The 12670-nt window shown below is 63.6% G+C and carries 13 protein-coding genes; all 13 read right to left on the bottom strand.

Annotated features, from left to right (window positions below):
- Positions 1-119: 119 nt before the first annotated feature.
- The gene (locus tag B5E67_RS03930; protein ID WP_087246351.1) at positions 120-614 is read right to left on the bottom strand and encodes a nitroreductase family protein; all 495 of its coding nucleotides are present in this window, start codon (positions 612-614) and stop codon (positions 120-122) included.
- Positions 615-782: 168 nt separating this feature from the next.
- A complete protein-coding gene (locus B5E67_RS03925) occupies positions 783-1799 on the bottom strand; it encodes an NAD(P)H-dependent glycerol-3-phosphate dehydrogenase (RefSeq protein WP_087383026.1) in 1017 nt (338 codons plus the stop codon).
- A gap of 82 nt (positions 1800-1881) precedes the next feature.
- Positions 1882-2517: a hypothetical protein gene (locus tag B5E67_RS03920; RefSeq protein ID WP_087383023.1), complete on the bottom strand. Its 636-nt coding sequence runs from the start codon at positions 2515-2517 to the stop codon at positions 1882-1884.
- Positions 2518-2705: 188 nt separating this feature from the next.
- Positions 2706-3287, bottom strand: a complete 582-nt coding sequence (gene pgsA / locus B5E67_RS03915) for a CDP-diacylglycerol--glycerol-3-phosphate 3-phosphatidyltransferase (protein WP_087246348.1) — start codon at positions 3285-3287, stop codon at positions 2706-2708.
- 105 nt (positions 3288-3392) lie between these two features.
- On the bottom strand, positions 3393-4736 hold the full coding sequence (gene rimO, locus B5E67_RS03910) for a 30S ribosomal protein S12 methylthiotransferase RimO (RefSeq protein ID WP_087383020.1): 1344 nt from the start codon (positions 4734-4736) through the stop codon (positions 3393-3395).
- 33 nt (positions 4737-4769) lie between these two features.
- Entirely contained in the window at positions 4770-5273 is a 504-nt protein-coding gene (locus B5E67_RS03905; protein WP_087383017.1) for a regulatory protein RecX, read from the bottom strand.
- Between the two features lie 3 nt (positions 5274-5276).
- Positions 5277-6476, bottom strand: a complete 1200-nt coding sequence (gene recA, locus B5E67_RS03900) for a recombinase RecA (RefSeq protein ID WP_087246345.1) — start codon at positions 6474-6476, stop codon at positions 5277-5279.
- A 114-nt stretch (positions 6477-6590) separates the two neighbouring features.
- Positions 6591-7541: a HemK/PrmC family methyltransferase gene (locus B5E67_RS03895; protein ID WP_087383014.1), complete on the bottom strand. Its 951-nt coding sequence runs from the start codon at positions 7539-7541 to the stop codon at positions 6591-6593.
- Positions 7535-8482 (bottom strand): DUF1385 domain-containing protein, encoded by a 948-nt coding sequence (locus B5E67_RS03890; protein WP_087246343.1) that lies wholly within the window; start codon positions 8480-8482, stop codon positions 7535-7537. Before B5E67_RS03890 ends, B5E67_RS03895 begins: the two co-directional genes overlap by 7 nt.
- Before the next feature lie 54 nt (positions 8483-8536).
- Positions 8537-9958 (bottom strand): HAMP domain-containing sensor histidine kinase, encoded by a 1422-nt coding sequence (locus tag B5E67_RS03885; RefSeq protein ID WP_087383180.1) that lies wholly within the window; start codon positions 9956-9958, stop codon positions 8537-8539.
- Positions 9959-10019: 61 nt separating this feature from the next.
- The gene (locus B5E67_RS03880; protein WP_087246342.1) at positions 10020-10718 is read right to left on the bottom strand and encodes a response regulator transcription factor; all 699 of its coding nucleotides are present in this window, start codon (positions 10716-10718) and stop codon (positions 10020-10022) included.
- A 12-nt stretch (positions 10719-10730) separates the two neighbouring features.
- Complete coding sequence (locus tag B5E67_RS03875) at positions 10731-12026, bottom strand: hypothetical protein (RefSeq protein WP_242956756.1); 1296 nt, start codon at positions 12024-12026, stop codon at positions 10731-10733.
- Between the two features lie 301 nt (positions 12027-12327).
- On the bottom strand, positions 12328-12669 hold the full coding sequence (gene rplQ, locus B5E67_RS03870) for a 50S ribosomal protein L17 (RefSeq protein ID WP_087246341.1): 342 nt from the start codon (positions 12667-12669) through the stop codon (positions 12328-12330).
- Position 12670 lies beyond the last annotated feature (1 nt).

Below are 12670 nucleotides of genomic sequence, written 5' to 3'. Positions count from 1 at the left end.
TCATTCTCCCTCTTTCCTCTTTGCGGCATCCCAAAAAAGCGCCCCCGCCTGGGGCCGGCATCCGGTTGTTTCCGAATTTGGCCGGCACAGGGCGGGGGCGCTTGTGTTTCGAAACAGTCTCAGGTCAGCCAGTGGACCCGGGCCGGGTCATAGCGGTCCTGGGGCTTTGGCTCCACGGCGGGATAGCCGCAGGCGATGATGGCAAAGACATACAGGTCCTCCGGCAGGTTCAGGGCCTGGGCGGTGGCTTCCATCCGCATCTCGATGGGGGCAATGCCCAGCCACACCGCGCCCAGTCCCTGGGACACCGCCTCCAGCAGAATATTTTCTGCGGCGGCGGAACAGTCGATCTGGGCGTATTCGGGCCGGCTGCAGTTGCGGCGGCAGCAAATCACAATCCCCAGCGGCGCGCCTTTCAGGCTCAGGGCATAGAGGCTGCATGCGGCCAGGGCATCCAGGGTCTCCCGGTTGGTGACGGCGTAAAACTCCCAGGGCTGCTGGTTTCGGGCCGAGGGGGCTGCCATGGCGGCCCGCAGAAGCTGTTCCACCTTTTCCTGTTCCACCGGACGGGGCTCAAACTGCCGGACGCTGGCCCGGCTGAAAATCTCATTCATAAGGGTTTCCTCCGCTGCGTTTCCGGCCGGCTGAAAGGGCGGCCATCGCCGCCCGCTCTGGGGCCTCTGGGTTCAACCTACCACACAAGTAGTGTTTTTGTCAAGGGCTCCAAACCAAAAGCGGCACCATCCCGCAGGACAGTGCCGCTTGCATGATGCCGAATCTTCTCAGAAGGTCAGTTCGCCCTTGGGGTCCCGGGTCATCAGGGCGTTGACGGCGTCGGCGGGGTTCATCCCCTGGTTCACCACGGCGTTCACGGCCCGGACGATGGGCATATCCACCTGGTACCGCTCGCTCAGCTCGATGGCGGCCGGCAGGGCGTTCATGCCTTCCACCACCATGCCCACTTCCTTGACCGCCTGCTCGGGGGTGCGGCCCTGGCCAATCAGCTGGCCGGCCCGGTTGTTCCGGCTGTGCTGACTGGTGGCGGTGACGATCAGGTCGCCGATGCCGGCCAGGCCCGCAAAGGTGTGGATATTGCAGCCCATGGCGGTGCCCAGGCGGGCAATCTCGGTGATGCCGCGGGTGATGAGGGCGGCGCGGGTATTATCGCCATAGCCCAGGCCGGTGGAAATGCCCACGCCCAGCGCGATGACGTTCTTGAGGGCGCCGCACAGCTCCACGCCCTTGATATCGGGGTTGGTGTACACCCGCATGCACTTGTTGGTGAAGGCGTCCTGCACAATGGAGGCCGCCTCGGCGTCGGCCGAGGCCGAAACAATGGTGGTGGGCAGATCCAGCGCCACTTCCTCGGCGTGGGTGGGGCCGGACAGGGCCACCAGCCGGAAGCCGCGGGGGCCGTCCTCTTTGGCCAGCTCGTCGGCCAGAACCTCGGTCATGGTGAACAGGGTCTCGGGCTCGATGCCCTTGGCCACATCCACAATCAGCTGGCCATACCGGATGAAGGGCCGGGCCTTGGCCGCCGTGGAGCGGACAAACACCGAGGGCACCGCAAAGACCAGAATGTCCTGGCCGTTGCACACTTCCTCCAGATCCTTGGTGAAGCGGAGCGACTGGGGCAGAACCATCCCCGGCAGGTTGGGGTGAACCCTCGTCTGGGCGAGGTCGTCGATCTCCTTCGGGATAGCGGACCAGACCAGCACATCGCTGCCGCTCACCGACAGCATCCGCGCCAGCGCGATTCCCCAGGTGCCTGCACCCAAAATACCAATTTTCCGTGCCATTGCTCGCAACCTCCGTCTTTTCTTGCTGCCCTGGGCGGGCGTTCGTTCTGTTCTTTTATTGTACCCAAAAGCACAGGCCCCGTCAAGCCGGGCGGCGGCCGCCGGCCAGCTTCCAGACCATCAGGGCAATCAGGTAATTTCCTCCCAGGATCACCACCGCCCACACACAGGATGCCCAGAGGGGCTGGTCATAAACATAGAGGAACGGGTACGGCCCTTTATACAGCTTGGCAACGTTGGCCGCCAGAGCCACGCTGCCATACAGCAGGGTGGGAATCATGGCGCGGCGGACGGTCTGGCGGGGCATGGGGCTGCTGCGCTCCAGCAGCACAAAGGAGAGAAAGGCCACCACCGGGTTGAGGAAGTGGTTGTACAGCATCGAGCTGGTCAGCAGCAGGACATAATGTCCGTCGGGGCCGCAGATGGGGGCCAGCACAAACACCACCGTCAGGAACGTCATCATCAGGCAGCTGGTGGCAACGTACTTGAGGGTGCGGACCCACAGGGGCAGTTCCCGGCCGGTGACCAGACATCCCATCTGACAGACCGCCGTCACCAGGCAGCCCCCCATGGCGAACAGGTTGGACAGCTCAGTATAAAACAGAAACATTTCCTCATGTACGCCGCTCCAGCTCAAGGGGATGGCCTTCAGCTCCATCCAGACGATGGACAGGTTCGCCAGAATGGACAGCAGTTTTTGCAGGCGGCTCGTGTGCATACAGTTCCCTCCTAACCTCTGGGACATGCCGGACCGGTCCCGCCTCACCCCGAAGCCAGGTCCCCGGGCGTGTGTCTCCAGATGCGCCAAGAGCGGGCCTTTTCAGCCCGCCCTGTGCGCAGATTTTGATGTGTGACACCGCGCCGCCCCGCCGGCCCGGAGGACGGCAGAAAACGGCGCGGAAACAATTACTTTGCGGTGTTGATGAAGTGGCGGTTATCCACCAGGTACTTGATGCCCGAAATGGCGGTGACGGCAGCCACCAGCCAGCACAGCGCCACGCTCACCATCATCACGACCCCTTCGTTGGTGGGGCCGGCCAGAGCGGCGGCGAAGTAATAGAAGATGATGCTGAGCATCTGGAGCACCGTTTTCACCTTGCCCCACATGTTGGCGGCGATCACCTTGCCGTCCTTGGCGCCGGCAGCCACCATCCGCAGACCGGACACGGCAAACTCACGGGCCAGAATGATGGACAGCACCACCGGCGAACAGACGCCGTCCCGCATCATATACAGGAAGGCCACGGTGGTCAGCAGCTTATCCGCCAGAGGGTCGGCAAACTTGCCGAAATCGGTAATCATCCCCCACTTGCGGGCCAGATGGCCGTCCAGATAGTCGGTGAAGCTGGCCAGGGCAAAGACCACGCCGGCGGCCAGGTACCACATGGGCTGATAGCCCGCCGCGCCGTACTGGGTCAGGGAAGCAAACACCATGAACACCGGCACCAGAAGGATGCGGGCCAGGGTCAGTTTATTGGGCAAGTTCATCGAAGATTCCTCCTCTTATACTCCAAAGCGTCTTATTATTTTTGTTTATGACGCTTTGTATTGCATCCAAACCGCCGTTCCATTTTACGCAGCGGCATTCTGCTTTTACGCATTCCCGTCGGTAGTATCCTCAGCCACCCGGCCATACAGGTCGTAGAGATCGCTCTCCTCCACCTGGATGTCGTAGAATTCGCCGGGATACAGGGGTTCCTCGCTGGCGACGCAGACGGCGCCGTCGATCTCGGGGGCGTCGGCGGCGGTGCGGCAGAGATACAGGCCGCTCTCGTCGTCCAGGCCGTCGCAGATCACCCGCAGGGTCTGGCCCACCTTTTCGGCCTGCTTGCGGGCCATGATGCCGGTCTGAATGTCCATCACGATCTCGGCGCGGCGGGTCTTGGTCTCCTCGTCCAGCTGGCCCTCCATGGAGGCGGCTTTGGTGTTCTCCTCGGCGGAGTAGGCAAAGCAGCCCAGGCGGTCAAACTGAACCTCCTTGACAAACTCGCACAGCTCCTCAAACTGCTCCTCGGTCTCGCCGGGGAAACCGGCGATGAGGGTGGTCCGCAGGGTGATGCCGGGGATGGCCGCCCGCAGGCGGGCGATGACGTCCAGCAGCTCGGACCGGGTGGAGCGGCGGTTCATATTGTGGAGAATCTGGTCGTTGCAGTGCTGGATGGGCAGGTCCAGATAGGGCAGGACCTTCTGGTTCCGCTGCATGGCGGCGATGAAGTCGTCGGTGATCCGCTCGGGATAGGCGTAGAGAATGCGAATCCACTCGATGCCCTCAATGGCGTTGAGCCGGTCCAGCAAGGTGCAGATGCTGCCGGGCTTGCCCCAGTCCTCGCCGTAGGCGGTGGGGTCCTGGGCCACCACAATCAGCTCCTTGACCCCCTCGCTGGCCAGCCACTGGGCCTCGGCCACGCAGTCGTCCATGTCGCGGCTCTGGAGCGGGCCCCGAATCAGGGGGATGGCGCAATAGTGGCAGCGGTTGTTGCAGCCCTCTGCAATCTTTAAGTAGGCGTAATGGGCCGGGGTGCCGATGACGCGCTTGCCGCCCAGGGGGAAGTCCCGCTTGGGGCCGTAGGTCTCCAGCTGCTCGCCGCCCGCCACCCGGGCCGCAATCTGATCGATGACCCGGTTGGAAGCACAGCCCACCACCGCGTCCACCTCAGGGATCTCGGTGCGGATCTGGCTGCGGTAGCGCTCGGCCAGGCAGCCGGTCACCACCACTTTCAGGTTGGGGTTCTGCTGCTTGTAGCTGCAGGCCTCCAGAATATTCTCAATGGCCTCGGTCTTGGCGCTCTCGATGAAGCCGCAGGTGTTGACCAACACCATATCGGCTTCGGCGATGTCCGCCACCGTCTCATGCCCTGCGGCCAGCAGGGTGTAGACCATCCCGTCCAGGTCCACCTGGTTTTTGGGACAGCCCAGGGATACACAGGCAATTTTCATAAAAGTCGCTCGTCTTTCTTGTCTGGTTTGCTTTCAGGTCGATGTTTCAGGGTCAAAATCCAGCGCCTGCCGGATGACCCGGTGGGGAAATCCACGCCGCGCCAAAGCTGCCGCCACCAGGTCCCGCCGGCCTGCGGCCAGCTTGGCCCGATAGGTCCCCTTCACCAGGGCCAGCGCGGCCTCCAGCTCGGGGTCGCCGCCCTCCTCGTCGGGGGCGTAGGCAGCCTCCAGGGCGGCGTCAATCTGGCTGTCGGTGAGGCCTTTGTTTCGCAGGGCCATGGCGGCCGCCAGACGGCTTTTCCGGGCCCGCTGCAGGCTGCCGGCCTTGACGGCGGCGTACCGCGCGTCATTCAGCAGGCCCGCCTCCACCAGCCCGGCCACCGCCGCGGCAGCGGCCTCGGGGGTGAAGCGGGCGCAGAGTTTTTCGTACAGCTCCGCCGAGGCATAGTCCCGCCCGGCCAGCATGGCCAGGGCCCGGGTGCGGGCCTCGCCGGGATCTTCCGACCGTTCCTGGGGCTTTTTGCGCTGCCAGGCCATGGATTAGTCCTCCACCATGATGTCCAGCTCGCTCTCGCTGCTGGGGGCCGGAGCCTTCACCACCGGGCCGGCGTCCTTATCGTCCTTGACGGCGGCGGGCTTGGCCTCCTGGGCGGCCACGGCGGCGCTGCCCTTGGCCAGGGCGCCGCGGCGGCCGGTGGAGTAGAGTTTATCGGCATTGGCGCGGATCTGGCTCTCAATGTCGTTGGCAATCTCGGGGTTATCGGCCAGGAACTGCTTGGCGTTGTCGCGGCCCTGACCCAGGCGGATATCCCCATAGTTGAACCAGGCGCCGCTCTTCTGGACAATGCCCAGCTTGACGCCCACGTCCACCAGCTCGCTCATCTTGGAGATGCCCTGGCCGAACATGATATCGAACTCGGCCTCACGGAAGGGAGGGGCCACCTTGTTCTTGACCACCTTGGCCCGGGTGTGGTTGCCGATGAACTGGCCGGAGGAGTCCTTCAGGCCCTCCACGCGGCGGACATCGATGCGGACCGAGGCGTAGTACTTCAGTGCCCGGCCGCCGGTGGTGACCTCGGGGTTGCCGTACATGACGCCCACCTTCTCGCGCAGCTGGTTGATAAAGACGCAGACGGTGTTGGTCTTGCCGATGACCGAGGTCAGCTTGCGCATGGCCTGGCTCATGAGGCGGGCCTGCAGGCCCACGTGGCTGTCGCCCATCTCGCCCTCGATTTCAGCCCGGGGAACCATGGCGGCCACCGAGTCGATGATGACGGCATCAATGGCGCCCGACCGGACCAGGGCCTCACAGATCTCCATGGCCTGCTCGCCGGTGTCGGGCTGGCTGACCAGAAGGCTGTTGATATCCACACCCAGGGCCGCCGCATAGTTGGGGTCCAGGGCGTGCTCTACGTCGATGAAGGCCACCTCGCCGCCCTTCTTCTGGGCCTCGGCCAGAATGTGGAGGGCCAGCGTGGTCTTGCCGCTGGATTCGGGTCCGTAAATCTCAATGATACGGCCGCGGGGCACACCGCCCACGCCCAGAGCCAGGTCCAGGCCCAGGCTGCCGGTGGAGATGGCTTCCACCTGCAGGGCGGCGCTGTCGCCCAGCTTCATGATGGCGCCCTTGCCAAACTGTTTTTCAATCTGGGCAAGCGCTGTGGTCAACGCCTCTTTCTTTGCGTCGGGCTCTGTTTTCTTGACGGCCGAAGCCACTGCGGTATTCTGATTTTTTGCCATACCCTGATGCTCCTTTGCTGGTTTTTCAATAAGAATTGTGTTCTCCTATAGTATACCACAAATCAGGAGAATTACAACAGTAAGTTGTGAATTTCTTCCAGAAAAACGGTTCCGTCAGGCCCGGGCTGTGATGCAGCGGTCGTTGCCGTTGTAGTCCTGTCGGCAGGCGATGTCATGCCAGCCCGCCTGGGCCAGCAGGTCGGACACAGCCTGGCGCTGCTGCCAGCCGATTTCCAGCACCAGCGCCCCGCCGGGGCGCAAAGCTGCCCGGTAATGGTCCGCCAAAGCCCGGTAGAAGTCCAGTCCATCCTCCCCTGCGGCCAGAGCCATGGCGGGCTCCCGGGCGGTTTCGGGCTGGAGGGCAGCCATCTCATCGGCGGTGAGGTAGGGCGGATTGGAGACGATCAGGTCCAGCTCTCCCTGGGGCAGGGTCTCCCAGTAGGTGAACAGGTCCCCTTCCTCTACCTGGACCGCCGCCGGCGTTGGACTGCTGAAGCCCAGAGAGGCATACAGAGCCTCCTCCGCGAAGGCGTCCGGCTCCAGCAGGTCCTCCATGCCGCCGGGGGCGGTATCCGGCCCCGCCAGGGCACAGCGGGCATTCTGCCGGAGATACTGCAGGGCCTCGGGGCTCTTTTCCAGGCAGGTGACCTGGGCGTCGGGGCGGAGGGCCTTTACACCCAGACCCAGACAGCCGGTGCCGGCACAGAGATCCAGCACTTTGGGCCGGGCCACGCCGTCCAGCATCTGGACCGCCGCTTCGGCCACCACTTCGGTGTCGGCCCGGGGACAGAGAACCCCCGGCCCCACCGCCAGTTCAAAGTTCAAAAAGGGCCAGCAGCCGCAGATGTACTGCAAGGGTTCCCGGGCGGCCCGCCGGGCGGTAACCTTTTCCAGGCGGTCGGTCTCCTCGGGGCTGAGGGGGCGGTCCGAGAGGCGGGGGTCCCGCCCTGCCGCCAGCCGGAACAGTTCCCGGGCGTCAAAGTCGGCGTCGGGGCATCCGGCGGCCTCCAGCCGCGCCTGGACCTCAGCCAGGGCCTGGCGCGGGGTCATGCCGGCGGTCACCAGCGGCCCTCCTCGGGCTTTTCGGGCAGCACCGGCTTGACCGCCTCGATGGCCACCTCGATCATGGAGTCGTCCGGCTCAAAGACGGTGAGCCGCTGGACCCACAGACCCGGCTGGCGCACCAGATGGCTCAGCAGGCTGTCCGACCGGCCGCACCATTTCAGCAGCTCATAGCTGATGCCCATGACCAGGGGCAGCAGAAGCAGTTTCAGCACCACACGCAGTCCGGCATTGCTCCAGGGCAGGACACTGTACAGGAACACGCTGACGATCACCACCAGGATCAAAAAGCTGGTGCCGCAGCGGGGATGGAACCGGGTGTATTTGCGGACGTTCTCCACCGTCAGTTCGTCCCCTGCCTCATAGCAGGCGATGGTCTTGTGTTCGGCGCCGTGGTAGCGGAACACCCGCTCGATCTCCTTCATCCGGGAGATCAGGGCCATGTAGGTCAGGAAGATGGCCACCTTGAGGACGCCCTCAATGATGACCCGGGGCCAGCGGCCCAGCTCCACAAAGTGGCCGATGCCCGCCACCACCAGGGTGGGCAGGACGGTAAAGAGCAGAATCGCGCCCAGGCCGCCCACGACGGCGGCGCCGGTCAGGAGGATTTTCTCGGCCTTTTCGCCCAGATGCTCCCCCACCCACTTTTCAAAGGCGGTTTCCTCTTCCTCCTCGTAGTCGTCCCCCATGCTCACCTGGGCGGAATACATCATGTACCGGTAGCCCACCACCAGGCTCTCAATCATGGAGACGGCGCCCCGCAGGATGGGAATTTTCATCCAGGTCTTGCGGGCGGGCACCGGATCAATCTTGGTGTCGATCTCCCCGTCCGGCTTGCGGACGGCGCAGCAGATCAGCTTGGGGCCCCGCATCATGATGCCTTCCATCAATGCCTGGCCGCCCACGCTGGTCTTGAAGCATTCTTTTTTGGTTTGATGGTTCATTGGTCTTATTACTCCTGTTTCTAGGCTGAAGCCGGCCTGCCGGGCCGGAGCCTCTTATATTTTATACAGCGGCAGACCCAGGGTCACGACGGTGCCGCGGCCCAGGGTGCTGCGCAGGTCCAGGGTGCCGTCCAGGGCGGTCATGATGGAATCCACCAGAGCCAGCCCGATGCCGCTGCCCCGCACCGCGTTGCGTCCTTTCACAAACTTGGCCTTGACGCTGCCCAGGTCCTCGGGGGGAATGCCCCGGCCCTGGTCGATGATCTCAATAAAGGCCTTATACTCTCCCGTCCACAGCTTGACGGTGATCCGTCCGCCGGGGGCCGAATATTTGATGGCGTTGTCCAGAATATTGATGAACACCTGACGCAGCCGGTCGGGGTCTGCGTAGACGGGGATCATCTCCTCCGGCTCGGTGTAATTCAGCTCCAGCCCCTCCTGGAGCATCCGGGGCTCACAGAACAGCAGGGCGTCGGTGAGCTCGGCCACCAGATCCAGCGGGCGGCACTCCATATGGATGCCGCCATTTTGCAGCCGGCTGAAATCCAGCAGTTCCTCCACCATGTTGTATAGGCGGCCGGTCTCGCTGTGGATGATTTCCAGCCCCTTGCGGTAGTTGTCGTCCTCGGGGTCGTCCAGGCTTTCCAGGGTTTCCACCCACCCTCGGATCGACGTCAGAGGGGTGCGCAGCTCATGGGACACCGAGGAGATGAACTCGTTTTTCATCTTCTCGGTCTCGGCCAGGCCCTGGGCCATCCGGTTGATGCTGCCCCGCAGCCGGTCCATCTCGTCCCGGGGCGGATTGGTCTCGGGCAGGCGGACGCTCAGGTCGCCCCGGGCGATATCCGCGGCGGCCCGCTCCACCTGGCCCAGGGGCGCCACAATACTGCGGACAAAATACAGGCCCGAGGCGATGGTGAAGCCCACCGCCGCCGCCGACACCAGGATGCTGAGCCAGAAGGCATTGTCAATCTGGCGCCGCACCAAAGCCAGGCTGGTGACCAGGCGCATGGCCACGATCTCCTCGGCGGCATAAGGCACCAGGCAGCACACCGACATGACCAGTTCCCCGGTGGAGGTGGTGTAAACGGCGGTGCTGTAGCCGTCGGGATCGGTCTGGGCCTCCTCAAAGTCCTCGTTCACGATGATGCCGGCGGCACTGGTGCCGCTGGTGCTGGCGATGACATTGCCCTGGCCGTCCAGCAGCATAAATTCATATTTATCCTTGTCGGAGAACTGTTCCACCATCCGGCGCAGAGCCAGGCTGCGGCTGGCGGCGGTCCGCTGGAAGGTATCGCCACTGTAGACCTTGAGCTGGCCGCTGATGGAGGAAAACCTCCGGTACATACTCTGTTCCACCCCGTCGTAGTAGCCGTGGACGGTGCTGTAGAGGAACATTCCCTCGATCACCATCACCAGCAGGACGGTGACCAGCAGGCTGCCCCGGGCCCAGCGGCGGGTGATGCCGCTGCGCAGGCCGGTGCCGGGGCCCCCGGGGCGCTTGATCCGTTTATGGCGCTTCAGCATGCAGGCTGCGTCACTCCTCCCAGCGGTAGCCATAGCCCCACACCGTCATGATGTGGGTGGGGCTGGAGGGCTCGTCCTCGATTTTCATCCGCAGGCGGCGGATATTGACGTCCACAATCTTCACATCCCCGAAGTAATTCTCACCCCAGACCCCCTTGAGGATCTTTTCCCGGCTGAGGGCGGTGCCGGGGCTGCGGAAAAACAGCTCCATAATCTGGAACTCCACCTGGGTCAGCTCGATGGGCTTGCCGGCCTTCAGCAGAAGGCGGCGGTTTTCGTCCAGGATAAATTCCCCGCTGACCATGGCGGTGGGGGCGCTCCCCTTTTCCCCGCCGCTGCTGCGGCCCACACGGCGGCAGAGAGCTTCCACGCGGGCCAGCAGTTCGCTGACCGAGAAGGGCTTGGTCATATAGTCGTCGGCGCCGATGGACAGGCCCCGGATTTTATCCTGTTCCTGGCCCTTGGCGCTGAGGATGATGATGCCGATTTTCTGGTTGGTGCGGCGGATGGTCTCACAGAGGGAAAAGCCATTCATCCCCGGCAGCATCACATCCAGAATGGCGGCGCTGCAGTCGGGGGCCTGTTCCAGCAGGGTCAGGCCTTCCTCGGCGCTGCCGGCCTCCAGCACTTCCAGGCCGGTGCGGCGCAGGTTCAGGGCGATCATCTCGCGGATGCTGGTCTCGTCCTCTACAACTAGCACTTTTACCATGGTTTAGCCTCCTTACAGGATATAGAACGAGCGGGACAGCCGGTACAGCGGGTCTGCCACCACGGTATCGGGGCCGAACTGCGCCTGCACCAGCCGGTTGGACACCACGCCCAGCCGGGTCCAGCCCGCGGTTCGGTCGGATATATCGGTAATCCGTATGGTCAAATACAGCTGCTGGCCGTCCTGGCTCCGCAGCTCCACTTCATTTTCCCCCGGGCCGTCGGTGAGCAGCAGGCTGCCGTACCATTCCATGGGCAGCTCCAGATAAAAGCTCAGCTCCTCATCCAGAATGCCGAAGCTCTTGCGGGGCTGGGCGCTGGTGTAATCCATCCAGAGGATGAAGTCCATCCGGCGGCCCTGGCTGATGTTGATGAGGCCTGCGCCCTCGGGCTGGGTGGGGATCTCCACCACCCCGTCCTTGTCCAGGTCCCGGCTGGTGAGGTCGGGCACATTCCGCAGCGACGCCTCATAGAGGGCGTCGGCGCTCACCTGGCGGGCCGGCTCCATCTGCTGGGTCTGTTCATTGTACCGCAGCAGCACCGAGGCCAGATTGGTGCCCGACACGCCGGTCCAGCCGTCCAGCACCAGATACTGGCCCCCATAGGCCCCCATGCCGGCGGCCAGGGAGGCGCAGCCGGTGAACTTGTCCGGCGACAGGCCCGACACCATGGCCTGACGGAAACCGCCCTTCCGGTCTGAGCTCAGCAGCTTGATTTCGGCGTTGCCCTGCTCGTCGGTGCCCAGCAGCACCAGATCTTCATAGCCGGTGCCGGTGATATCCTCAATGATATACTGGTCATAGGGCTCGGCGAAAATCGAATCGATCTCCCCGTCCTGATAGTCATAGACCGCCAGGTAGTTGTCCTCCTGCTGGGCGGTATAGCCCACCAGAATCTGGTTGGCGCCTCCCTCCTGCAGCCGGGCAAACTGAACGGTGTCTACTGTATCGGTGAGGCCCTCGATGGCGTCCTGCACCTGCCAGGCGCCGGTCTCGTCTTTTTGAAGGATGGCCAGACATATATTGGTGGTGTCCGCCACCGTATAGAGGACCGCCGCGTCCTGGACGTTGTCCCCGTCAAAGTCGCTCATGAGAAAGGGCGACAGCAAATCCCCGTTCAGGGGATATTTCAGCTGGGCGCTCTGGCCCAGCCAGCTGTCCAGCGCCGCCTGAATTTCGCCGTAGTCGCCCTCCAGGCGGGGCGCACGCAGCAGCTCCTCCACCGAGGTCCGCTCCTGTCCCGGCAGGGCGCACCCTGCCAGCAGCGCGGCGGCGCAGACCACCGCCGCCAGCCTTGTCCAAGCCTTCAAGGACGCTCCCCCTTTCCATGGTGTTGCGGCGGGCTGTGGCCGCACCGCAGTAAGCTCTTTTATTATACTATTGAATTGTGACGATTTCTAGCTTGGCTTTGAGAAAATCGCCGCCGTCCCCCTCCCGCGCCAAAATCCGCCCCATCCCCCCCAAGAGCAGACCGGGCGGCCGGGCGGCAGCCGGGGCGCAGGACCCGGGATGCAGGACCGGTCCGGCGTGCCGTTCCGAGGATGGGCAGCGGCCCCGGGACGCAAAAAAGCCCCCGTCCTTGCAGACAGGGGCCATACGCTTTATCTAAGATTAGACCAGCTCGAGGATTGCCATCTCGGCGGCATCGCCGCGGCGGACGCCAATCTTCACGATGCGGGTGTAGCCGCCGTTGCGGTCAGCGTACTTGGGGCTGATCTCGTCAAACAGCTTCTTTGCCACATCTTCCTTGGTGATGTAGCCGTAAACCTGGCGCTTGGTGTGCAGGTCACTGCTCTTACCCAGGGTGATCATCTTCTCGGCCATGGAACGAACGTCCTTGGCACGGGTAACAGTGGTCTCGATCTTGCCATTCTCTAACAGGTAGGTAACCATGGCGCGCATCATAGCCTTGCGGCTGTCGGTGGTCCTACCGAGCTTTCTGGTACCGGGCATC

Origin of the sequence: Faecalibacterium sp. An122 (genome assembly GCF_002160895.1) — a bacterium.
Taxonomy (GTDB): domain Bacteria; phylum Bacillota; class Clostridia; order Oscillospirales; family Ruminococcaceae; genus Faecalibacterium.
The sequence above is the reverse complement of the archived record's forward strand: the minus strand, read 5'-3'. Positions and strand labels throughout refer to the sequence as shown.

Bases quoted from the DNA above. Each gene is read 5' to 3' on its own strand.
- B5E67_RS03930 (WP_087246351.1), bottom strand. From the start codon at position 614: ATGAATGAGATTTTCAGCCGGGCCAGCGTCCGGCAGTTTGAGCCCCGT.
- B5E67_RS03925 (WP_087383026.1), bottom strand. From the start codon at position 1,799: ATGGCACGGAAAATTGGTATTTTGGGTGCAGGCACCTGGGGAATCGCG.
- B5E67_RS03920 (WP_087383023.1), bottom strand. From the start codon at position 2,517: ATGCACACGAGCCGCCTGCAAAAACTGCTGTCCATTCTGGCGAACCTG.
- pgsA (WP_087246348.1), bottom strand. From the start codon at position 3,287: ATGAACTTGCCCAATAAACTGACCCTGGCCCGCATCCTTCTGGTGCCG.
- rimO (WP_087383020.1), bottom strand. From the start codon at position 4,736: ATGAAAATTGCCTGTGTATCCCTGGGCTGTCCCAAAAACCAGGTGGAC.
- B5E67_RS03905 (WP_087383017.1), bottom strand. From the start codon at position 5,273: ATGGCCTGGCAGCGCAAAAAGCCCCAGGAACGGTCGGAAGATCCCGGC.
- recA (WP_087246345.1), bottom strand. From the start codon at position 6,476: ATGGCAAAAAATCAGAATACCGCAGTGGCTTCGGCCGTCAAGAAAACA.
- B5E67_RS03890 (WP_087246343.1), bottom strand. From the start codon at position 8,482: ATGAACCATCAAACCAAAAAAGAATGCTTCAAGACCAGCGTGGGCGGC.
- B5E67_RS03880 (WP_087246342.1), bottom strand. From the start codon at position 10,718: ATGGTAAAAGTGCTAGTTGTAGAGGACGAGACCAGCATCCGCGAGATG.
- rplQ (WP_087246341.1), bottom strand. From the start codon at position 12,669: ATGCCCGGTACCAGAAAGCTCGGTAGGACCACCGACAGCCGCAAGGCT.